General features: G+C 73.1%; 20 protein-coding genes. 7 read left to right on the top strand and 13 right to left on the bottom strand.

Annotated elements, in window-relative coordinates; genetic code table 11:
* The first annotated feature begins 24 nt into the window (after positions 1-24).
* Positions 25-2343, top strand: coding sequence for a Tex family protein (locus tag ACFV18_RS11555; RefSeq protein WP_380481991.1), 2319 nt, complete (start codon positions 25-27; stop codon positions 2341-2343).
* Positions 2344-2450: 107 nt separating this feature from the next.
* On the opposite strand, the gene ACFV18_RS11550 is transcribed toward ACFV18_RS11555, so the two are convergent.
* From ACFV18_RS11550 to ACFV18_RS11525, 6 genes are all read right to left on the bottom strand, one after another.
* Positions 2451-3017 (bottom strand): NUDIX domain-containing protein, encoded by a 567-nt coding sequence (locus tag ACFV18_RS11550; RefSeq protein WP_380481857.1) that lies wholly within the window; start codon positions 3015-3017, stop codon positions 2451-2453.
* Positions 3018-3157: 140 nt separating this feature from the next.
* A complete protein-coding gene (locus ACFV18_RS11545) occupies positions 3158-3748 on the bottom strand; it encodes a hypothetical protein (RefSeq protein ID WP_380481855.1) in 591 nt (196 codons plus the stop codon).
* 2 nt (positions 3749-3750) lie between these two features.
* Positions 3751-4995, bottom strand: coding sequence for a hypothetical protein (locus ACFV18_RS11540; RefSeq protein ID WP_380481854.1), 1245 nt, complete (start codon positions 4993-4995; stop codon positions 3751-3753).
* Positions 4995-5738, bottom strand: coding sequence for an ATP-binding cassette domain-containing protein (locus ACFV18_RS11535; RefSeq protein WP_380481853.1), 744 nt, complete (start codon positions 5736-5738; stop codon positions 4995-4997). The genes ACFV18_RS11540 and ACFV18_RS11535 overlap by 1 nt, the downstream gene beginning before the upstream one ends.
* Positions 5739-5813: 75 nt before the next feature.
* Entirely contained in the window at positions 5814-6209 is a 396-nt protein-coding gene (locus tag ACFV18_RS11530; RefSeq protein ID WP_380481851.1) for a hypothetical protein, read from the bottom strand.
* Between the two features lie 391 nt (positions 6210-6600).
* The gene (locus tag ACFV18_RS11525; protein WP_380481849.1) at positions 6601-7233 is read right to left on the bottom strand and encodes an FMN-dependent NADH-azoreductase; all 633 of its coding nucleotides are present in this window, start codon (positions 7231-7233) and stop codon (positions 6601-6603) included.
* 158 nt (positions 7234-7391) lie between these two features.
* Between ACFV18_RS11525 and ACFV18_RS11520 the strand changes: the two genes are divergently transcribed.
* The gene (locus ACFV18_RS11520; RefSeq protein WP_380481847.1) at positions 7392-8012 is read left to right on the top strand and encodes a TetR/AcrR family transcriptional regulator; all 621 of its coding nucleotides are present in this window, start codon (positions 7392-7394) and stop codon (positions 8010-8012) included.
* 90 nt (positions 8013-8102) lie between these two features.
* On the opposite strand, the gene ACFV18_RS11515 is transcribed toward ACFV18_RS11520, so the two are convergent.
* From ACFV18_RS11515 to ACFV18_RS11505, 3 genes are all read right to left on the bottom strand, one after another.
* Positions 8103-8756: a GNAT family N-acetyltransferase gene (locus ACFV18_RS11515; protein ID WP_380481845.1), complete on the bottom strand. Its 654-nt coding sequence runs from the start codon at positions 8754-8756 to the stop codon at positions 8103-8105.
* 134 nt (positions 8757-8890) lie between these two features.
* Positions 8891-9571 (bottom strand): nitroreductase family protein, encoded by a 681-nt coding sequence (locus ACFV18_RS11510; protein ID WP_380481844.1) that lies wholly within the window; start codon positions 9569-9571, stop codon positions 8891-8893.
* Between the two features lie 63 nt (positions 9572-9634).
* The gene (locus tag ACFV18_RS11505; RefSeq protein ID WP_380481842.1) at positions 9635-11281 is read right to left on the bottom strand and encodes an ABC-F family ATP-binding cassette domain-containing protein; all 1647 of its coding nucleotides are present in this window, start codon (positions 11279-11281) and stop codon (positions 9635-9637) included.
* Between the two features lie 370 nt (positions 11282-11651).
* Between ACFV18_RS11505 and ACFV18_RS11500 the strand changes: the two genes are divergently transcribed.
* Together ACFV18_RS11500 and ACFV18_RS11495 are read left to right on the top strand one after the other, a co-directional pair.
* On the top strand, positions 11652-13262 hold the full coding sequence (locus ACFV18_RS11500; RefSeq protein ID WP_380481840.1) for an ABC-F family ATP-binding cassette domain-containing protein: 1611 nt from the start codon (positions 11652-11654) through the stop codon (positions 13260-13262).
* A 367-nt stretch (positions 13263-13629) separates the two neighbouring features.
* A complete protein-coding gene (locus tag ACFV18_RS11495) occupies positions 13630-14715 on the top strand; it encodes a substrate-binding domain-containing protein (RefSeq protein WP_380481838.1) in 1086 nt (361 codons plus the stop codon).
* Positions 14716-14815: 100 nt separating this feature from the next.
* On the opposite strand, the gene ACFV18_RS11490 is transcribed toward ACFV18_RS11495, so the two are convergent.
* A complete protein-coding gene (locus tag ACFV18_RS11490; RefSeq protein WP_380481836.1) occupies positions 14816-15472 on the bottom strand; it encodes a GNAT family N-acetyltransferase in 657 nt (218 codons plus the stop codon).
* Between the two features lie 82 nt (positions 15473-15554).
* On the opposite strand from ACFV18_RS11490, the gene ACFV18_RS11485 reads away from it, so the two are divergent.
* Positions 15555-16226 (top strand): hypothetical protein, encoded by a 672-nt coding sequence (locus ACFV18_RS11485; RefSeq protein ID WP_380481834.1) that lies wholly within the window; start codon positions 15555-15557, stop codon positions 16224-16226.
* Between the two features lie 43 nt (positions 16227-16269).
* On the opposite strand, the gene ACFV18_RS11480 is transcribed toward ACFV18_RS11485, so the two are convergent.
* Both ACFV18_RS11480 and ACFV18_RS11475 read right to left on the bottom strand, forming a co-directional pair.
* Positions 16270-16500 carry a hypothetical protein gene (locus ACFV18_RS11480; RefSeq protein ID WP_380481832.1) on the bottom strand — a complete coding sequence of 77 codons (231 nt, stop codon included), beginning with the start codon at positions 16498-16500 and terminating at the stop codon, positions 16270-16272.
* A gap of 155 nt (positions 16501-16655) precedes the next feature.
* On the bottom strand, positions 16656-17390 hold the full coding sequence (locus ACFV18_RS11475; protein ID WP_380481830.1) for a TetR/AcrR family transcriptional regulator: 735 nt from the start codon (positions 17388-17390) through the stop codon (positions 16656-16658).
* Positions 17391-17499: 109 nt separating this feature from the next.
* On the opposite strand from ACFV18_RS11475, the gene ACFV18_RS11470 reads away from it, so the two are divergent.
* Both ACFV18_RS11470 and ACFV18_RS11465 read left to right on the top strand, forming a co-directional pair.
* Positions 17500-18435: an NmrA family NAD(P)-binding protein gene (locus ACFV18_RS11470; protein ID WP_380481828.1), complete on the top strand. Its 936-nt coding sequence runs from the start codon at positions 17500-17502 to the stop codon at positions 18433-18435.
* 210 nt (positions 18436-18645) lie between these two features.
* Positions 18646-19383 (top strand): dienelactone hydrolase family protein, encoded by a 738-nt coding sequence (locus tag ACFV18_RS11465; protein WP_380481826.1) that lies wholly within the window; start codon positions 18646-18648, stop codon positions 19381-19383.
* A 151-nt stretch (positions 19384-19534) separates the two neighbouring features.
* Here ACFV18_RS11465 and ACFV18_RS11460 read toward each other — a convergent pair whose 3' ends face one another.
* Positions 19535-20314, bottom strand: a complete 780-nt coding sequence (locus ACFV18_RS11460) for a sugar phosphate isomerase/epimerase family protein (RefSeq protein WP_380481824.1) — start codon at positions 20312-20314, stop codon at positions 19535-19537.
* Between the last annotated feature and the right edge of the window lie 30 nt (positions 20315-20344).

Here is a 20344-nt window from a genome sequence, read left to right as displayed (position 1 = left end):
GAAAGGGTGACCGGCATCGTGACCATGCCCGTCGAACGCAAGATCGCCGAGGAACTGGGCGTCCGCGAGAACCAGGTGCAGGCCGCCGTCGGCCTGCTCGACGGCGGAGCGACCGTCCCCTTCATCGCGCGCTACCGCAAGGAAGCCACCGGCGCCCTCGACGACACGCAGCTGCGCACCCTGGAGGAGCGGCTGCGCTACCTGCGCGAACTGGAGGAGCGCCGCACCGCCGTCCTGGAGTCCATCGACTCCCAGGGCAAGCTGGACGACAAACTGCGCGCCCAGATCCTCGCCGCCGACTCCAAGGCCCGCCTGGAGGACATCTACCTCCCGTACAAGCCCAAGCGGCGCACCAAGGCGCAGATCGCCCGCGAGGCCGGCCTCGAACCGCTGGCCGACACGCTGCTCGCCGACCCGACGCAGGACCCGGCCCTCCTCGCGGCCGGCTACGCGAACGAGCAGGTCGCCGACGCCGCCGCCGCGCTGGAGGGCGCCCGCGCGATCCTGGTCGAACGCTTCGGCGAGGACGCCGACCTGGTCGGCTCGCTGCGCACCCGGATGTGGACCCGCGGCCGGCTGGTCGCCAAGGTCCGCGACGGCAAGGAGCAGGACGGCGCCAAGTTCGCCGACTACTTCGACTTCGCCGAGCCGTACACCAAGCTGCCCTCGCACCGGATCCTGGCCATGCTGCGCGGCGAGAAGGAAGAGGTCCTCGACCTCGAACTCTCCCCGTACGACGGCGCGGAAGAGGCCGACCTGCCCGGCGCGAGCGACTACGAGCAGCGGATCGCCGCCCGGTTCGGCATCGCCGACCGCGGCCGGCCCGCCGACAAGTGGCTCACCGACACCGTCCGCTGGGCCTGGCGCACCCGCATCCTGGTCCGCCTCGGCATCGACCAGCGCACCCGGCTGCGGGCCGAGGCCGAGGACGAGGCGGTGCGGGTCTTCGCCGCCAACCTGCGCGACCTGCTGCTCGCCGCCCCCGCCGGCACCCGTGCCACCATGGGCCTCGACCCGGGCTTCCGCACCGGCGTCAAGGTCGCCGTCGTGGACGCCACCGGCAAGGTCGTCGCGCACGAGACGATCTACCCGCACCAGCCCGCCAACAAGTGGGACGCGGCGCTCGGTGTGCTGGCCCGGCTGGCCGCCGAGCACAAGGTGGACCTGGTGGCGATCGGCAACGGCACCGCCTCCCGGGAGACCGACCGCCTCGCCGCCGACCTGATCAAGCGTCACCCCGAGCTCGGGCTCACCAAGGTGATGGTCAGCGAGGCCGGCGCCTCCGTGTACTCCGCCTCCGCGTTCGCCGCCCAGGAACTGCCCGGCCTCGACGTCTCCATCCGCGGCGCCGTCTCCATCGCCCGCCGCCTGCAGGACCCGCTGGCCGAACTCGTCAAGATCGACCCCAAGTCGATCGGCGTCGGCCAGTACCAGCACGACCTGAGCGAACTCAAGCTCTCCCGCTCGCTGGACGCCGTCGTCGAGGACTGCGTCAACGCCGTCGGCGTGGACGTCAACACCGCCTCCGCGCCGCTGCTCACCCGGGTCTCCGGCATCACCGGCACGCTGGCCGACAACATCGTCGCCCACCGCGACGCGAACGGGCCGTTCCGGACCCGGCGGGCGCTCAAGGACGTCTCCCGGCTCGGCCCCAAGGCGTTCGAACAGTGCGCGGGCTTCCTGCGCATCGCCGACGGCGACGACCCGCTGGACGCCTCCGCGGTGCACCCCGAGGCCTACCCCGTGGTCCGCCGCATCCTCGCCGCGACGGGCGGCGAGCTCAGCTCGCTGATCGGCAACGGAGCGGTGCTGCGCGCGCTGCGGCCCGGCGACTTCGCCGACGACACCTTCGGCGTGCCGACCGTCACCGACATCCTCGGCGAACTCGACAAGCCCGGCCGCGACCCGCGGCCCGCGTTCCAGACCGCCAGCTTCAAGGACGGCGTGGAGAAGATCTCCGACCTGGAGATCGGCATGATCCTGGAAGGCGTGGTCACCAACGTCGCCGCGTTCGGCGCCTTCGTCGACATCGGCGTCCACCAGGACGGCCTGGTGCACGTCTCCGCGCTCTCCAGGAACTTCGTCAAGGACCCGCGCGAGGTGGTCAAGCCCGGCGACATCGTCCGCGCCAAGGTCACCGCCGTGGACGTCCAGCGCAAGCGCATCGGCCTCACGCTGCGCCTCGACGAGGAGACCCGGCCTGCCGCCGGCCCCCGCGAGACCGGCAACCGCCGCGACTCCCGCCCACCGCGCCAGGACCGCCGCCAGTCCGACCGCACCCCGCCCCCGCCCGCCAACTCCGCCATGGCCGACGCCCTCCGCCGCGCGGGCCTGGGCAAGTAGGCCACCGACCGTCGGCCGGTCCCACCCGGGCCGGCCGGCGCCGTGGCCGAGGCCAGTTCTGACGGTCCGTCACTTCCGCTCAGTGCCGTGGCGGCCCGCTCGGTGGGTCAGCTCGTGGCGCGGGATTCCGTTGCCAGGGCGACCAGTTCGGGCCACCAGGGGTCGCGGTGGTGGGTGAGGAGGTGTTGGGCCTCTTCGGGGGTGGTGAGGCGGACTTCGAGGACCTGTTCGCCGTCGGCGGGGTTGGTGGGGGCGGAGTCGACGAGGACTTCGGCCCAGCCCCAGAGCCAGGCCTTGACGGGGTGGGGCTGCCAGGGGCGGTAGGGGGTGGGGCCCTCGGAGACGGCGAGGTGGTGGCCGATCCAGGTCGGGGGGCCGGTGAGGCGGGCGCCGGCCTCCTCGCGCAGTTCGCGGGCCAGGCAGGATTCGATGCTCTCGGCGGCCTCGCGGGTGCCGCCGGGCAGGAACCAGTGGCCGCGTACGTCGCGGCAGAGGACCACGCGGCCCTCGCTGAAACCCACCAGGTGGATGTTGGTGACCAGTTCGTCCGGCGGCAGCTCCGTGGTGAACTGCGCGTCGATGCCGCCCCACTCCCAGCGCTGCGGCGCGTGGAGGGCCGGGAACCTGGCCGCGACCGCGGCTCTGTCGTCTGCTCTGGGTGTGGTGTCCGTCATCGATCGATCGTAGTCCCGAGTGGGCGGAACCGGACCCGGGCGGTCAACAAATCGGACGGAACGTCACCCTCCAGTGGACTGACGTCAATTCGCCGCACCGGGAGGTCACTCGGTGGTGGCCTCCCGGTCGCTCCGACGGTTCAGCTCGTGGCGAGATCCGCCCGCCGCGACCACTCCAGCGGGCCGTGCCACAGCAGCAGGAGACCCACCAGCAGCAGCACCAGCACCTCCAGCGCGGCGGGCACCGAACCGGCGGGCAGGAACGGCCACGCCCAGACCCGCGGGACGCCGGCCCGGATCCCCAACGAGGCGCAGACGAACGGGAACACGGAGATCACCAGGCCCGCCGTCAGCACCCCCGCGCACCAGCGGACGATCAGCGCCAGCCCCAGGTAGCCGGCGAAGTCCCGGGCCACCATCACCCCGGTCGCCGAGTGGAACCCGGCGGCGCCCGCCACCGCCGTCGCCCCGAGCACCGCGGCCACGTCCAGCAGCGGGACGCGGCGCACCGCCGTCCGTTCGACGGCCGCGTCGGCCCGCCCGTAGCCGTACAGGAACAGGCAGACCGGGATCAGCGGCAGCAGGAAGGCCATCGGCAGGGGGAAGGAGATCCCGCCCACCACGATCGGGACCGGCACCACGATCGACCGGGCCTGCGAGCCCAGCAGCACCGCCAGCACGGTGCCGGCCAGCACCGCCGGGAGCGCCCGTACGCGCAACCACCAGAGCACGGCTACCCCCGTCCCGGCGCGTCGGCGAGGTAGTGGCCCGGGTCCAGGTCCGGAGTCCGGTCGCAGGACGTCAGGGTCTCCGCATTGCGCTGGAACCAGGCGAGTTGGGCCTCGGCCGGGGCCGCGACGACCCGGCTGACCAACTGGGCGTCGTCCGGGCGGAGCTTGCCCTTCAGGTCCTTGAGCGCGCCGCCCGCGCTGACCGTCAGCCAGGCGTTGACCGGCCCGACGGCGCGGGAGCCCGGCCAGGCGCCGCCGCGGGCGCAGTCCGGCACGGTGTGGGTGACGGCGGAGCGGGCGACCGCGTTGACCACCTCGCCCCGCGAGGGGCGCGCGGAGAGCAGGGTCAGCCGGCCGGAGCCCTGCACGCCCGCGGCGGCGAGTTGCGCGTGCGCCTGGTCCGCCCAGGCCCGGATGTCGGCCCCGGCCTCGCGCTGCTCCGGCCACAGGCACAGCTGCGGACGTCCGGAGTCGCACCGCAGCAGGCTCTCGTCCCGGGCCACCGACGCCTGGTACCCGAGCGGCATCGCGACCAGCGATCCGGCGGTCAGCGCGGCCGCGACGGCGAGCGCCGAGGCCGTCCGCAGCAGCCAGGCCGTCCCGGCGAGCCACAGCAGGGCGCCCGCGATCACGCCGAGGGCGACCAGGCCGGCCGCGGCGAGAGCCCGGTACGACACCTGCTGGTCGAGCGCGCAGCACTCGGAGAAGTTGTGACCGTTCAATTGCCGGACCCAGAGCGTGTTCAGCGAGGCCGGGTACGCCATCCACACGAAGCTCGTCACGGTGACCAGCGGCACCGCCAGCAGAGTCGGCAGCGAGTGGCCGGCGGCGTACCCGAGGGCGGTGTGGGCCGCCACCACGAGCAGTTCGGAGCCCAGGATCGACAGCGTCGGCCCGCCCGGCGACCCGGCGGCCTCCGGCGCCAGCAGCGCGAGCGGCAGCAGCACGGCGATCAGGCCCATCGCGAGGACGGGCAGCATCCGCCAGGCCGCGATCGCCGCCGCCGACCTGACGGGTGCCCCGTCCAGCACCCGGGAGGCCCGCACCCGGGTGCCCTCCCAGGCGGCGCACGCGGCGCAGGCCGGGGCGGTGAAGCCCAGCAGGAACGAGCTCTGGGCCGTGACGGACTCCCAATAGCCCTGCACCACCCAGGCGTTGACGTTGCCGACGTACGCCACCACCCAGATCAGCAGCGCCGGGGCGACCCGCAGCGCGATCGAGGTACGCAGCAGGGTGGACCAGCGCATCACGCCTCCTCGACGACGAGTTCGGAGTACGCGGCCTCGGCCCGGCGCTCCTCGGACACCGCGGCCGGCACCCGGCCGAGGAACTCCGCGATGGAGCCCTGGTACCTGACCTGCCCCTGGTCGAGGACGACCACGCTGCGGTAACTCGCGGCCAGGTCCTCGGTCTGATGGGTCGACACGATGAAGCTCACGGTGTCCTGGAGTTCGGCGAGCAGCTTGCGGAAGGCCGAGCGCTGCGCCGGGTCGAGACCGGCGGTGGGCTCGTCGAGCAGCACCACCTCCGCGTCGTGCACCAGCGCCTGCGCGATGCCGAGGCGGCGGAGCTGCCCGCCGGAGAGTTCGGTGCTGCGGCGGTCGGCGAGCTGGGTCAGCCGGACCTTCGCGAGGGCGGCGGCCGAGGCGTCCCAGGCCGAGCCGCGGTCCATGCCCTTGAGCCAGCCGCCGTACGCGACCTGCTCGCGGACCTTGAGCCCGGCCACCGGGCGGACCTGCTGCGGGAGCCAGCCGACCTTGCGCCGGTACGCCCGGACGGCCGACCGGCCGTTGACGGTGACGTCTCCCAGGCTGATTTCGCCGGCCTTCGGTTTCAGCGCCGTGGCGGCAATTCCCATCAGCGTCGATTTTCCGGCGCCGTTGGGCCCGAGCAGCACGGTTGCCCCGGGTTCGAAGGAGATGCTCAACTGCTCGATGACCGGCATCCCGCGGCGATAACTGAACGAGCAGTTCGAAATCTTGATCGGCATGGCATTCCGTTTTCAGAGCGGATGTATTCGCCCGGTCGGCGCCGGGGAATTCCGGCGCCGACCGGGCAATTGACGTCAGTATGCCGTGTAGACGCTGCTCACGTCGATCGGGCCGTCGTGGTAGTCGATGAAGTAGAAGTTGCCCTTGTCGGTCATCGTGCCCCAGCTGCTGGTGTCGCAGTAGTTGTTGCGGGTGCCGTAGGTGGCGTCCGGCCAGTACGAGATGTCGCGGTCCAGCTCCAGCTGGATGGCGTTGGAACCGGAGTGGATGTTGCAGCCGGAGAAGCTGACCGTGGTGGCGTCGCCGTCGGTGTGGTTGTCGGTCCAGCGGCGCGATTCGTTGCCGGAGTTCCAGCTCGTGATGTAGGAGCTCCAGCTCCCCTCGGCCTGGGCGGGTATGGCGGTCATGGCGGTGGCGGCGAGAAGTGCGGCGCCGATGATGCCGGCCCTGCGACGCAGGAAGTTGTTCATGCCTGTCCTTTCGGCTGGAAACGAACGACCCGGCGGACGCCGAGGCGCGGGCCGGATCTGTTGATCACGGCCCGCGGATAAGCATGATTTTGCTGCGTGCTCATGTCAAGCGAAATCTTTGAGTGCAAATCGGCCACCCCTGGCCGGTTTACCTCGACTATTGCTCGAATGGTTCCGGAATATGGCGAGCACGGCCTATGTCTTGATCATCCGGGATGATGGAATAGTGGGGGAAAGGTGATTGGTGATCGATTTGTCCCGAGTGCGCGTCATTCCCGTGCGCCTGTCGACCCCGGGCCGCCGCGCGGACGTCGGGGCCGGCGGGCGCGGAACGCGGAGGGCGCCGGAAGGGTCAATTCCCTTCCGGCGCCCGGTCGTTGGTGGTGGCGCGTCAGGTGCGGACCAGCTTCTTGCCGGCATCGCGGGCGGCGTCCAGCGCGTGGGTGTGGTACTCGGCGGCCAGGTCGCGCAGGCTCTCCATCGCCGGGTTGACGGCGGCGAGGGTCAGCTCGCGGCGGACCACCGTCAGGTCGGCGCCCCAGACGTCGCGCAGGACGCGCTCCAGGTACGGGGTGGAGTGGTCCCAGCCCTCGCGCGGGGTGCCGGGGGCGAAGCCGCCGCCCGCCGAGGTGACCAGCAGGACCGGCTTGTCCTTGAGCAGCTGGGCGGTCGGGCCGGCGCCGGCGATCACCACGTCGACCCAGGTCTTGAAGTGCTGCGAGACGCCCCAGTTGTACAGCGGGACGGCGATGATCGCGGCGTCCGCGGCGCGCAGCTCCTCGGCGAGCTCGGCGCCGAGCGCGGCGGCGGCGCGCTGCTCCTCGGTGCGCTGGTCCTCGGGGGTGAAGCTCGCGAGGGTGGCGTGGGTCCAGACGTCGCCGGGCAGCGGGTCGGTGCCCAGGTGGCGGCGGGTGACGGTGCCCTCCGGGTGGGCGACGTCCCACTCGGCGTGGGCGGTGTCGGCCAGCTCGGAGCTGGTCGAGGTGGCGGGCAGGATGCTGGCGTCCAGGCGGAACAGGTGCATGACAGTTCTCCTCGGAATCCGGCCCGCCGGGGATGGCGGACGTGGACGGGCGGGGCGGGGCGATGCGGCCGGGGATGCCGCACCCGCCGAAGCGGACTTTACCCCGCTTCGACGAACCGGACTTTACCCCGTTTCTCTCGGAAGGTAAATTGGCTGCCATGGACGTCCCCTTCGGCAAGCCCCCGGTCGAGCGAGCGGACGCGGCCCGCAACCGCGAGGCCCTGCTGTGCACGGCCCGCGCGATGATCGCCGAGCTCGGCGCCGAGAAAGTCACCATGGACGGGCTCGCCGAACGCGCCGGCCTGGGCAAAGGCACGGTCTTCCGCCGCTTCGGCACCCGGGCGGGCATCTTCCGCGCCCTGCTGGACGCCGAGGAACAGTGCTTCCAGAACGAGGTGCTCTCCGGCGCGCCGCCGCTCGGCCCGGGCGCCGACCCGATCGACCGGCTGATCGCCTACGGCCGCGAGCGGACCAGGTTCCTGCTGGCGCGGCACGACATCGCGCGCGCCGCGATCGAACGCAAGGGCACCGTCCCGGCCGGCGGGCCGGTGTTCACCCAGCCGCACATCCGGATGCTGCTCGGGCAGGCGTCGCTCGGCCTGTCCGACCTGGACACTCTCGCCTTCCAGCTGACCAGCGCCCTCGAAGGCCCGCCGCTGCTCTTCCTGGCGATGGACCGGGCCGACGCCGCGCAGCGCGCCGAGCGCTGCCCCGGCGACCTCGGCACCGCGCTCGCCGACGGCTGGCAGGTGCTGATCGAACGGCTCGCGGGCCGCTGAGGCACGGCTGCCGGGGAACGTCCTTCGGCGGCCGGAAAACACGAACGGGGACGGCCGCCGTCCGTCCCCGTCAGTACTGCCGCGTGGGTGTCAGGAGCCCGTCACCCAGATCATCTTGCGGCCGGTCTCCGCCGGGGCGGTCGGCGTCACCGAGTCGATCCGGTCCAGCGTGTAGCCGAGCTTGCGCGGCACGGCGGCGCTCGCGGCGTTCGACTCGTCGCAGTGGATCTCCGCCCGGGTGATGCCCGGCAGGGCCAGCGCGGCCTCGGTGAGCGCGCGGGCGGCGGCGGTGGCCAGGCCGCGGCCGGTGTGCTCGCGGTGCACCCAGTAGCCGATCTCCAGCGCGCCCGGGCCGATCCGGCCGTGCAGGCCGAAACCGCCGATCACCACGGCCGGGTCCGCGTCCAGGCCGAGCAGGTACATGAAGTCGGTGCCCTCGTCCCAGACCTGCTCGCCGCGCACCGAGAGCTGCTCGCTCTCCGGCAGCGTCGGCGCCGTGGCGGCCCACGGCATGTACGGGCGCAGGTGGTCGAGGTTGGCGATCACCGCGGCGTTCAGCCCGGCGGCGTCGGCCGGCCGGCGGCGGCGCAGGTGGGCGCCGCCGCCGATCGGCAGCAGCTCGGGCGGGCGGCCCGCGGTCAGCGGGCTCACCGCGGTGCCGGAGGTGCCGGTGGCGGGCGCGGCGCGGTCGGGTACGGCGGTGTCAGGTACGGCGGTGTCAGGTGTGTCGGTGGAATGGCTCATGATCGGGAGTATGGGTCATCCGCGACCCCTCCGACCAGCACTATTCCGTACCCTCACGGCTCTTTCACGGCCTGGGCCGGGGCGGGGTCGCGCACGCCCGGAGCGCCGCCCCGGCCGTACGCTGCCCCGGGCCGTCAGAGCCGGACCAGCACCTCGTCCAGCGGCTTGCGCTCCAGATCCGGCACCCGGGCGTCGTCCGCCGGGTAGCCGACCGGGATCACGTACGCGGCGCGCTCCTCCTGCGGGCGCTCGCAGATCTCGTTCAGGAAGCGCATCGGGCTCGGCGTGTGCGTCAGGGTGGCCAGGCCCGCCTGGTGCAGCGAGGCCAGCAGCAGACCGACGGCGATGCCCACGCTCTCCTTCGTGTAGTACGGGCGGGGCGAGTTGGGGCCCTTGTGCACCTCGAACACCACGATCACCGCGGGCGCGTCCTCCAGGAACGGCTTGCGCCAGTCGGTGCCGATCGGGGCCAGCGCCGCCAGCCACTCCTCGGACGCCCGGTGCCCGTAGAACTCGCGCTCCTCCGCCTCGGCGGCCTCCCGCAGCCGCCGCTTGCGCTCCGGATCGGTCACCACCACGAACCGCCACGGCTGCACGTGCGCCCCGCTGGGCGCCGTCGCCGCCGTGCGGATCGCCCACTCCAGCACGCCCTCGGGCAGCGGGCGGGTCGAGTAGTCGCGGACGGTGCGGCGCTGCGCCATCACCTGGTGGAAGTCCCGGCAGCGGTCCGCCGCCTCTTCGACGGGCACCCTCATCGGGCGCAGCGGCACCGTCGGGAAGGACGGCGCTTCGGTGGTGGATGCACTGTCAACCATGGGCGACAGCACAGCACATGGCGGCGACCGGGTGGAAGACCCGGCCTTGCCAGTACTTGCCGGTCAGGCCTCGGAGACCCTGCCGTCCGCGACCACCAGCCGCCGGTTCACCTTCACCGTGTCCAGCATCCGGCGGTCGTGGGTGACCAGCAGCAGGGTGCCGGTGTAGGAGGCCAGCGCCGACTCCAACTGCTCGATCGCGGGCAGGTCCAGGTGGTTCGTCGGCTCGTCCAGCACCAGCAGGTTCACCCCGCGGGCCTGCAGCAGCGCCAGCGCCGCCCGGGTCCGCTCGCCCGGGGAGAGGGTCGCGGCCGGGCGCAGCACGTGCACCGCCTTCAGGCCGAACTTGGCCAGCAGGGTGCGCACGTCCTCCGGGTTCAGGTCCGGCACGGCGGCGGAGAACGCCTCCAGCAGCGGACGCCCGGTGTCGCCGCCGAACAGGTGGCCGCGGGCCTGCTCCACCTCGCCGATCTGCACACCCGAACCGAGCGCCGCACTGCCCGAGTCCAGCTCCAGCCGGCCCAGCAGCGCCGCCAGCAGCGTCGACTTGCCCGCGCCGTTCGCGCCGGTGATCGCCACCCGGTCCGCCCAGTCGATCTGCAGGTCCACCGGGCCGAACACGAACTCGCCGCGCTTGACGGATGCCTGACGGAGCGTCGCCACCACCGAGCCGGAGCGCGGCGCGGCGGCGATCTCCATCCGCAGCTCCCACTCCTTGCGGGGCTCCTCCACCACGTCCAGCCGCTCGATCATCCGCTGGGTCTGCCGGGCCTTCGCGGCCTGCTTCTCGGTGGACTCGGCGCGCTGCGCGCGGGCCTTCTTGTCGTTGTCACCGCCCTTGCGCCGGGCGTTGCGCACCCCGTGCTCCAGCCAGTTGCGCTGCATCTGCGCGCGCGCCTCCAGGCCGGCCTTGGTGTCCGCGTACTCCTCGTACTGCTCCCGGGCGTGCCGGCGGGAGATCGCCCGCTCCTCCAGGTACGACTCGTAGCCGCCGCCGTACAGGTTCACCTGGTGCTGGTGCAGGTCCAGTTCGAGCACCCGGGTGACGGTGCGGGCCAGGAACTCGCGGTCGTGGCTGATCAGCACGGTGCCGGCGCGCAGGCCCTTGACGAAGGACTCCAGGCGCTCCAGGCCGTCCAGGTCCAAGTCGTTGGTGGGCTCGTCCAGCAGGAACACGTCGTAGCGGGACAGCAGCAGCGAAGCCAGGCCCGCCCGGGCCGCCTGGCCGCCGGACAGCGCCGTCATCGGCAGGTCCAGCGAGACCTTCAGGCCCAGCTGGTCGGCGACCTCCTCGGCCCGCTCCTCCAGGTCCGCGCCGCCCAGGTCCAGCCAGCGGTCCAGGCTCGCCGCGTACGCGTCGTCCGCGCCCGGGCGGCCCTCCACCAGGCCCTCGGTCGCCTCGTCCAGCGCGGCCTGCGCCGCCGCGACGCCCGTCCGGCGGGCCAGGAAGTCACGCACCGACTCGCCCTCCCGCCGCTCCGGCTCCTGCGGCAGGTGGCCGACATTCGCCGTCGGCGGGCTCAGCTTCAGGCTGCCGCCCTCCGGCACGTCCAGGCCGGCCAGCAGCCGCAGCAGGGTGGACTTGCCCGCGCCGTTCACCCCGACCAGCCCGATCACGTCCCCCGGGGCGACGACCAGGTCGAGCCCGGAGAACAGCGTGCGCTCACCGTGACCGGCGGCGAGGTCCTTGACGACGAGAGTGGCAGTCATGATGAGTCGATTTTAGACGGCGGGCGAAGCGCTCCCGGCCGGGCCGGCCTGCGCTCCTGCCGGACGAAGGGAGGGGACCTAATTCCGTTGCGCGCGGTGGCGGGGGTTCCGTACGCTCGGAGGCGTCACATTCCCGCATGTCTGGAGAAGGCCGTTGCTTGTCTGAGGTCATGAGACACCGCGCCACGCCACACCCGTGCTGTATCCGGGTTTCTCGGCGTGCGGGCGCGAGTGCGACCTCGGCAGGGCAGCGATCCATGGCTCCCGTGCGGGTTCTTTCTTTGATCCCGTGACGGCCCTTCTCGTACCCGCGTCCTCGGTGTCTCCCCGTGTTGTCCCCACTTTCCACGGCAACTGACGGAGGCCCTCCATGGCGCAACCCACCACCTCGATCCTCTGCACCGACCTCGGCTTCGAATGGCCCGACGGCCGTCCCGTGCTGAGCGGTTTCCATCTCGCGGTCGGCCCGGGCCGGACGGGGCTGGTCGGCCTGAACGGCGCCGGCAAGTCCACCCTGCTGCGGCTGATCGCCGGCGAGCTCACCCCGGCCTCCGGCACCGTCCGGATCGCCGGTGAACTCGCCTACCTGCCACAGGACCTGACGGTCGCCGCCGACCAGCGGGTGGACGAGACGCTCGGCATCCGCGCCAAGCGTGAGGCCCTGCACGCCATCGAGTCGGGAGACGCCGACGAACGGCACTTCACCACCATCGGCGACGACTGGGACGTCGAGGAGCGCGCCCGCGCCACCCTCGACCGTCTCGGCCTGACGGGGCTGCACCTCGACCGCACCACCGGCGAACTCTCCGGCGGCCAGGCCGTTCTGCTGCACCTCGCCGCACTGCTGCTGCGCCGTCCCGACGTGCTGCTGCTCGACGAGCCGACCAACAACCTGGACGCCCAGGCCCGGGCCCGGCTGTACGACGCGGTGGCCGCCTTCCCGGGCGTGCTGCTGCTGGTCAGCCACGACCGGGAGCTGCTGGAGCGGGTCGACCAGATCGCCGACCTGCGGGACGGCGAAGTCACCTGGTACGGCGGCAACTTCAGCGCCTACCAGCAGACCCTCGCGGCCGAGCAGGAGACCGCCGAGCGCCTGGTCCGCAACGCCGAGGCCGATGTGAAGCGGCAGAAGCGGGATCTGGTCGAGGCCACCCAGCGGCTCGCCAAGTCCGCGGCCTACGGCAAGCAGCGCTCGATCCGGCGCAACGACCCCAAGGCCCTCGCCGACAAGCTCCAGGGCAAGGGAGAGGAGACCGCCGGCCGGCTGCGCGGCATGCACACCGAACGCCTCAACGAGGCCAAGGAGCGGCTCGCCGTCGCCGAGGAGGCGGTGCGTGACGACGCGGAGATCCGCATCGACCTGCCCCGCACCGCCGTCCCCGCCGGGCGCAGCGTGCTGCTGCTCGAACGGGTCCGGCTGGCGTACGGCGGCATGGTCGACCTGGAGCTGCGCGGCCCCGAGCGGGTCGCCCTGATCGGCCGCAACGGCTCCGGCAAGACCACGCTGTTGCGCACCGTCGCGGGCGAACTCGCCCCCGCCGAGGGCATGATCACCACGCCGGTGCCGATGCGGTACCTGCCGCAGCGCCTCGACGTGCTGGACGACGAAGCCACCGTCTTCCGGAACGTCAAGGCGCACGCCCCGGCCGCCACGGACAACGACGTCCGGGCCCGGCTGGCCCGGTTCCTGTTCCGCGGCGCCCGGGCCGACCAACCAGCCGGCACGCTCTCCGGCGGCGAGCGCTTCCGGGCGACGCTGGCGGCGCTGCTTCTGGCCGACCCGCCGCCGCAGCTGCTGCTGCTCGACGAGCCGACCAACAACCTGGATCTGGCCAGCGTCCGCCAGCTCACCCAGGCCCTCGCGGGCTACCGGGGCGCGCTGATCGTCGCCAGCCACGACTATCCGTTCCTGCGGGAGATCGGCATCACCCGCTGGTTGGAGTGGGACGGGGGTGAGCTTCACGCGGTGGACCCGCGCTGAGCCCGGCCTTCCTCGTGGCGGCTGCTCGGGCCTTGGTGACGGTCACGTCGTCGCACCAGCCACAGCCACAGCCACAGCCACAGCCGCTGCCGCTGCGCGCACAGCAGGAGACGCGCGCGGTGGTGGCGGGCGGGCCGGTGGTGAAGCCCGCAGCACAGCGGGCGGTACCGGTACCGTAGCCCGCCAGGATGATCGGCGCGCCGGCCGTTCCGGAGCCCAGCGGCATGTGATCGAGTCAATACATTCAGACCTTTCGATCGAATGGCGATCGAATGATAAAAATTGATCGAGTGGTTGTCGTGGTACCGGTCGCGGCAACCGCCCTCGCGGTCCGCCCGGGCCGCGGCCCGAACCAGGAGGGGACGCCATGACCGTCACGGCAGAGGAACGCCGGGCACGGATCCTGCAGGTCGTGCGCGACCTCGGCACCGTCCGGGTGGTCGACCTGGCCGCCCGCCTCGGCATCCCCGCGGTCACCGTCCGCCGGGACGTCGCCGCCCTCGCCGACGCGGGCGAACTCGCCCGCTCGCACGGCTCCGTCGCCCTCCCCGACAGCGGCCCGAACGCCCGCCCCGGCCACCACGACCGGGTCATCGGCATGCTCGTCCCCACCGTCGGCTCCTACTTCGACGAAGTGATCGCCGGCGCCCGCGCCGCCGCCACCACCGCCGGCGCCCGCCTCGTCCTCGGCATCGCCGCCTACGAGGCCCGCGACGACCGCGCCCAGGTCGAGCGCCTGCTCGACTCCGGCGTCGACGGCCTGCTGCTCACCCCCAACTGGCAACCCGGAGACCCGCCGCACCACCCCGGCGACCACCACTGGCTCGCCGAACTCCCCGTCCCCGCCGTCCTGGTGGAACGCAAGGCCGACCCGGGCAGCGCCGCCGCCGAACTCGACGCGGTCGGCTCCGACCACCGCCACGGCGTCCTGCTCGCCCTGCGCCACCTCGCCGCCCTCGGCCACGACACCGTGCTGCTCGCCGCCCGCGCCGACACCTGGACGGCCCACCAGGTCCGCACCGGCTACGCCGAAGCCGTCCCCCTGCTCGGCCTGCGCACCCGCCCCGTCATCGACATGCACCGCCCCGGCAGCCCCACCGGCGTCCCCGACCCCGAATGGGTTGCCGAGCAGATCGCCGAAGCCGTCGCCGACGGCGTCCGCGCCGTCCTCGTCCACAACGACCAGGACGCCATCCAACTCCCGCCCCTGCTGCGCATCCGCGGCCTGCGCGTCCCCGAGGACGTCGCCCTGATCTCCTACGACGACGTCTTCGCCGCCCTCGCCGCACCCCCGCTCACCGCCGTCGCCCCGCCCAAGAAGTCCGTCGGCGCCACCGCCCTCGAACTCCTGCTCCGCCGCCTCGACGACCCGACCGGCCTCCCCGCGTACCACGTCGAGCTCCTCCCCACCCTGAAGGTCCGCACCTCCTGCGGGGGCGACGGCGGGGCGTAGGCCTGTCCGGCGCAGCGAAGAGCGGGAGACGGGGGGCGACGGCGAGGCATAGGCCTGTCCGGCGCAGCGAAGAGCGGGGGGCGGGGGGCGACGGCGGGGTTCAGGGCTGAGGGTCGGGCAGGCCGAAGAGGGGGAGGCAGGGCGCCAGGCCGTCGATCGTGACGGGGGTGGTGCGGCGGGCCTCCCAGTCGGCGCGGGGCAGTCGGAACCGGTGGGACGTCACCCGGCGGCCGCGCACCACGACATGCTCGACGCCGTCCGGCCGGTAGCCGTGCTTGCGGGAGACGGCGGAGGAGGCGGCGTTGTCCGCGAACGCGGCCGAGACCGCCTCGTCGGCGCCCAGCCCCGCGAAGGCCAGGTGCAGGACGGCCGCGCGCATCTCCGTGCCGATGCCCCGCCCCTGGTGCGCCGCGCCCAGCCACGACCCGGTGCTCACCTGCCGCAGCACGCCGAAGTTCCGCGCGGCGAGGGTCTGCAGGCCCACCACCTGCCCATCCGCGAACACGGTGAGGTTGAGCGCCCAGTCGTCCGGCGACCACGTCCCGAGCCGCCGCCAGTGGTGCTGCACCACCGCGCGGGCCCGCTCGGCGGGCGGCAGGTCCGTCCACGGGACCATGAAGGGCATCCGGCCGGGTTCGTGGACACCCTCCGCCGCGAGCGCGGCCAGCGCGGCCAACTCCCCGTCCCGGGGCAGCCGGAGCTCCAACCGGGGCGTCCTCAGACGCAGGCCCAGCACGGGCCAGTGATCGATCAGCATGCGACATTGTGGGGTGCGGCGGCGGTCCCGGGCATGCGGTTTTGGGGCCGGTGGTGTGGGCGCGACCTGCTTGGATGGCGGGATGACTGTTGAACGCGTTGCTGCGGCGCTGCCCGGGATCGCCGAACTCCGGGACCACTGCCGGGCCTTGGCGGCGCTGGACGCGATCCTGCTGCCCGCATGGGGCGACCGGTGCTTCAGCTACGACGCGCGGTGGGGCGTGGCGTCGGGTGAGGAGATGGCCTCGATGCGGGACGGCTGCGGCGACGAGTACGCGATCGTGTTCGGTCCGGGCGGGGCGTACGTGCGCGGGTTCGCCCACGAGGCGGAGATGAGCCCGTACGGCAACGACGGCGAGGTGTGGCCCGGTGTGCTGGACGAGGTGCCCGCCGCCTTTGCCGCGCAGGTCGCCGAACCGGCGTTCAGCGACGAGAACGACACCCCTGTGGTGACAGCCTGTCTGTGGCGCGAGACCGCCGACCCGGCGTGGAAGCACGGCACGATCGACTTCCCGCCCGTGCCTGATCCCGACGGCGCGGACGGCCTGTTCGCGCTGCTGACGGGCCGCCGGCCGGCGGCGTACCACGCGCACGCCGAGGAGTGCCTGGAAACCGAGATCGACCTGGCAGCCGTCCGCGCCGTCTTCGCCGGCGAGCCGCTGACGGACGGCCTGGTGGCCGCCCTCAACCCCGAACTGACCTTGGCGGACCTGGCGGAAGACCTGGCCGGGATCGGTGCGGGGCCGTTCCGGTAGGTCGTTCGGCTGCACGCCGGAGGGCGAACGGCGGCGGACAGGCCTAGCCGAGCTGTTGGCGGGCGAAGAGTTCCAGGTGGCCGCAGTGCGGGCAGCGGAAGGCGTCGATCTGGAAGTGGGGCCGGCCCCACTGCTTTGCTCCGCCGAACAGGCCGCGCTCCAGCGGACCCGCGACCCAGCGGGCGTCGCCCGAGCTGTGCTGGGCGTCGTTCTCGACGAAGCCCTGGTCGAGTCCGGCATTCCCGCAGTGAGTGCACCTCAAGTCCTTGGTCACGGTGGGAGTTCAGGACCGGCTGGTGACGAAAGTCGGGTGGCCCCACCCGGTCGCACCGGCGGCACTGACGCCGTGACCGGTTCCGCAACCGGCGGTGGGGACGCACGCGCTCAGCACCGCCCGATCGTGAAGGCAGGGCGTTCGGGGCACTGGTCTCAGTCGGCCAGGCGTCGGCGGCGGGCCCGTTGTCGGCAGGTGGCTCCGCAGTAGCGCAGCGGGCGGCCGGTGGGCCGGGGTGCGAGCGCGGCCCCGCACTCCTCGCAGCCGGCGCCGATCGTCCGGTGGACGCCGTCACGAAAGGATGCTTGTTCCGTGACGGAAGTGGACGGCCGCAGCCCGTCCAGGGCGAGCCGGACGAGCGCGAGGCCGGCCTGACGGTCGCGGCGCGCGGCAAGCATCGCGGTGCACCCGACGGCGAACGCGGCCACGTCCTCGGGGCCCAGGCCGGGACGGACGCCGCCCGCCCGCTGCGCCGCGTGGAGCAGGGCGGTCAGGACCTGGCGGAACCGCTGCACGGCCGCCGTGAGCACCGGGCGCGGCCAGCTCGGGTCGGCGGTCACCAGGTCACAGACCGGTCCGCGCCGCTGGGACGTCTCGACGACCTCCAGAAGGAACCCGAAGAACGCCTCGGTGGGCGCGGACCGGGCCATCCGCCGCTCCCCGGAGGCGATCAGGTCGTTCAGGTGCTGGGCGTGCACCGCTTCCAGGAGGGCCTGCTTGCTCGGGAAATGCCGGTACACGGTGCCCGTGCCGACACCGGCCCGGCGTGCGATGTCGCCGAGCGGGACGTCGAGTCCGTGCTCGGCGAACGCCGCTCCGGCGGCGGACAGCACCTTCGCCCGGTTGCGGCGGGCGTCGGCCCGGTCGCCGCCGTCGATCACTGCGGTCATGTCACGAAACCCCTTGTGCCCTCGGAGCCAACCGGGTTGGAGTGTCTCAGATAGCTCGGGTCGAGCACACCCCATCCGCAACCAGGCCCGGGCGAAGAAGGAGGACCACATGACCGCCGAATCCGTCCGCTCCGACGCCGACACCGGCGCGGCCCAGGGCATCGTCGTCGTGACCGGCGCCACCGGGAAGCAGGGCGGTGCGACGGCACGCCGGCTGCTGGCCGCCGGCCGGCCGGTGCGCGCGCTGGTACGGGACAGCACCGCACCCGCCGCCGTGGCGCTCGCCGACGCCGGGGCCGAGCTGGCCCTCGCCGACTTCGACGAGCCGGCCGGCCTGGAACCGGCGCTGGCCGGCGCCACCGCACTGTTCGCCGTGCCGCCGGTCGCCTACGGGCCGTCCGGCAGCGACAACGAGCTGGAGTTCACCCGCGGCCGGGCCCTGGCCGACGCGGCGGCCGCCACGGGGATCCGCCAGGTGGTGTTCACCGGCGTCGCCTCGACCACCGGTGCCGCGTTCGCCGCACCGGGGAAGCGACGCATCGAGGAGTACCTGCACCAGCGGATCCCGCTGGTTACGGTACTGCGCCCGGTGCGGTTCATGACGAACTACCTCGGGATGAACGGCCTCGGCCTCGACGGCATCGTCAACGGCGTTCACCGGCACCTCTTCACGCCGCACCAGCCGCTCCAACTCATCGCACTGGAGGACGTCGCCGAGTTCGCGGCGCTGGCCTTCGAGCAGCCGGACCGGTTCGCCGGACGCACCCTGGAACTCGCCGGTGACGACCCCACGCCGGTCGAAGCCGCCGCCACGATCGCCGCCGCGACCGGAATCGCGGTGCGCTACGAGCAGCTCACCCACGACGAATCGGCCGCGTTGAACCCGGAGTTCGCCGTGGCCCGTCAGCAGTGGGACGCCGGACATCGCTGGCACGCCGACATCGAGGCCCTGCGGGTCATCCACCCCGGACTGCGCACGCTGGCGGACTGGCTCGCCGAGACCGGCGCCGCCGCACTGCGCACCCAGCTGCTCGGCGCCCCGTAACGGAGCAAGGTCGGGCCACGGGGCTTGTGCACCAAACTGATTGGCGGACCACGCCGACCACTGCTACGTTGCCGGAGGCCGTGCGAGAGAACGAGGAGGTGGTACCCGTGAACGCAGTATCGACATGGGTGCTCCCCTCCGGGGTCACGGTCGGGCGATAGGTCGTCGTCCGGGAGCGCCGTTTCCACAGCACTCCCGAAGGACATGACCATGCATTTCACTGCTGAGCGGCGCCTCGACGACGCCGTCCTCGAGCGCGAGTTCACCCTCGGCGGGATTCCCGGCATCCTGTGGACGCCGGTGCCCGGGTCCGCACCGGCGCCGCTGATCCTGATCAGCCCCCCGCCGCTCGGGCTGCGCAAGATGTACCCCCGGCTGGCGGGGCGAGCCCGGTACTACGCGGCGGAGTACGGCTTCGCCTCGGCCACCATCGAGCTCCCCGGGAGCGGTGAACGGCCCGGTTGGCCCGCAGCCGAGCAGGCCCGCGCCGATCTGCGCCGGGCGATGGAGGCGGGCGAGCCGGTCGGCGAGGAGATCGTCAACGCCCTGATCCTCCCGCTGGTGGAGAGGGCGGTCCCGGAATGGCGGGCCGCCCTGGACGCCCTGCTCGAGCTGCCCGGGATCGGTGGCCCGGTCGGGTGCGAGGGGGGAATCATCTCCATCGGCGTCCGGCTGGCGGCGGTCGAGCCGCGCATCGCGGCCGCCGGTCTCTTCGCCGGGAGCCGCGTGCCCGCCGCCATCGTCGAAGAGGCCCGCCAGGTCACCATCCCGCTGCAGGTCCTGTTGCAGTGGGACGACGAGGGGAACCCCCGGCAGGCGGCCCTGGACCTGTTCGACGCCTTCGGCTCCAAGGAGAAGACGCTGCACGCCAACATGGGCGGGCACACCGGCGTCCCGCAGTTCGAGCTCGACGCCGGCGCCCGGTTCTTCGCCCGGCACCTGAGGTGAGGCCGGGCCGCCCGGCCACAGGCGGACGACAAGCCCGGCCGGCCAGGACGCTGTTCGCCGAGGGCAGCTCCTGACGCTCCTCGGCCCGTCTGCCGCAGGCCCCTGCCAACCCGGCAGGGGCCTGCCACGGGCGTACCGGGCCAAAGGCAGGTCAGGCCGCGAGGAGGGCCTTCAGGTAGGCGTGGCCGGCGGCGAGTCGGGGCGCGAAGGGGGCGGCGGTGGGGTGCCAGGGGGCCTCGTACTCCCAGGAGACCCAGGTACTGGTGGGGAGTTGGGCCAGGCAGGCGGGGAGCGGGAGGACGCCGGCACCGAGGGGGAGGGGGGTGAGGTCTTCGGCGGAGGCGACGTCCTTGACCTGGACGTAGCCGAGGCGCGGGGCGAGCAGGCGGTAGGAGTCGGCCGGGGTCTCGCCGGACAGCCAGGTGTGCAGGACGTCCCAGAGGGCGCCGACGGCCGGGTGCGGGGTGGCGGTCAGGAGAGTGGAGAGGGCGGCTGCGGAGCGGTGGGAGTCGTGCGTCTCGACCAGGATCGTGACGCCCAAGTCGGCAGCGGCGTCGGCGAGTTGGAGCAGACGGTGGGCGGCGGTGCGGGTTCCCTCGGTGGGGTCGGTGCCGCCACGGGGGAAGACGCGGACGTACGGGGCGCCCAGGTCGGCGGCGAGGTGCAGGTGGGCGAGCAGGTCGGCGAGGACGGGGGCGTCCGGGCCGGGCTCGGCGATGCCGACGTACGAGGCGACGGTGAGCGGGGTGACGGCCGCGGCGGCGAACTGCCGGGCGACGGCTCGACGTTCGGCGGAGGTCAGGCCGGTGTGGACGGGTTCGCCCGGGGCGGCGCGGAGTTCGAGGCCCTGGTAGCCGTGGTCGGCGGCGAGAGCGAGGACGGCGTCCAGGGGGTGGGCGGGGAGACCGAGCGTGGAGAAGGCGAGAGGCATGGGGGTCCTTGCTGTTCCGGGCCACCCGCG

It is taken from the genome of Kitasatospora sp. NPDC059673 (assembly GCF_042734215.1).
GTDB lineage: Bacteria > Actinomycetota > Actinomycetes > Streptomycetales > Streptomycetaceae > Kitasatospora.
Note: the sequence above shows the minus strand (reverse complement) of the source record. Positions and strands in the feature narration are given on the sequence as shown.

Excerpts from the sequence above, each read along its gene's own strand:
- ACFV18_RS11555 (WP_380481991.1), top strand. The coding sequence starts at position 25 with ATGCCCGTCGAACGCAAGATCGCCGAGGAACTGGGCGTCCGCGAGAAC.
- ACFV18_RS11550 (WP_380481857.1), bottom strand. The coding sequence starts at position 3,017 with ATGACGGACACCACACCCAGAGCAGACGACAGAGCCGCGGTCGCGGCC.
- ACFV18_RS11540 (WP_380481854.1), bottom strand. The coding sequence starts at position 4,995 with ATGCGCTGGTCCACCCTGCTGCGTACCTCGATCGCGCTGCGGGTCGCC.
- ACFV18_RS11535 (WP_380481853.1), bottom strand. The coding sequence starts at position 5,738 with ATGCCGATCAAGATTTCGAACTGCTCGTTCAGTTATCGCCGCGGGATG.
- ACFV18_RS11530 (WP_380481851.1), bottom strand. The coding sequence starts at position 6,209 with ATGAACAACTTCCTGCGTCGCAGGGCCGGCATCATCGGCGCCGCACTT.
- ACFV18_RS11525 (WP_380481849.1), bottom strand. The coding sequence starts at position 7,233 with ATGCACCTGTTCCGCCTGGACGCCAGCATCCTGCCCGCCACCTCGACC.
- ACFV18_RS11520 (WP_380481847.1), top strand. The coding sequence starts at position 7,392 with ATGGACGTCCCCTTCGGCAAGCCCCCGGTCGAGCGAGCGGACGCGGCC.
- ACFV18_RS11515 (WP_380481845.1), bottom strand. The coding sequence starts at position 8,756 with ATGAGCCATTCCACCGACACACCTGACACCGCCGTACCTGACACCGCC.
- ACFV18_RS11510 (WP_380481844.1), bottom strand. The coding sequence starts at position 9,571 with ATGGTTGACAGTGCATCCACCACCGAAGCGCCGTCCTTCCCGACGGTG.
- ACFV18_RS11505 (WP_380481842.1), bottom strand. The coding sequence starts at position 11,281 with ATGACTGCCACTCTCGTCGTCAAGGACCTCGCCGCCGGTCACGGTGAG.
- ACFV18_RS11500 (WP_380481840.1), top strand. The coding sequence starts at position 11,652 with ATGGCGCAACCCACCACCTCGATCCTCTGCACCGACCTCGGCTTCGAA.
- ACFV18_RS11495 (WP_380481838.1), top strand. The coding sequence starts at position 13,630 with ATGACCGTCACGGCAGAGGAACGCCGGGCACGGATCCTGCAGGTCGTG.
- ACFV18_RS11490 (WP_380481836.1), bottom strand. The coding sequence starts at position 15,472 with ATGCTGATCGATCACTGGCCCGTGCTGGGCCTGCGTCTGAGGACGCCC.
- ACFV18_RS11485 (WP_380481834.1), top strand. The coding sequence starts at position 15,555 with ATGACTGTTGAACGCGTTGCTGCGGCGCTGCCCGGGATCGCCGAACTC.
- ACFV18_RS11475 (WP_380481830.1), bottom strand. The coding sequence starts at position 17,390 with ATGACCGCAGTGATCGACGGCGGCGACCGGGCCGACGCCCGCCGCAAC.
- ACFV18_RS11470 (WP_380481828.1), top strand. The coding sequence starts at position 17,500 with ATGACCGCCGAATCCGTCCGCTCCGACGCCGACACCGGCGCGGCCCAG.
- ACFV18_RS11465 (WP_380481826.1), top strand. The coding sequence starts at position 18,646 with ATGCATTTCACTGCTGAGCGGCGCCTCGACGACGCCGTCCTCGAGCGC.
- ACFV18_RS11460 (WP_380481824.1), bottom strand. The coding sequence starts at position 20,314 with ATGCCTCTCGCCTTCTCCACGCTCGGTCTCCCCGCCCACCCCCTGGAC.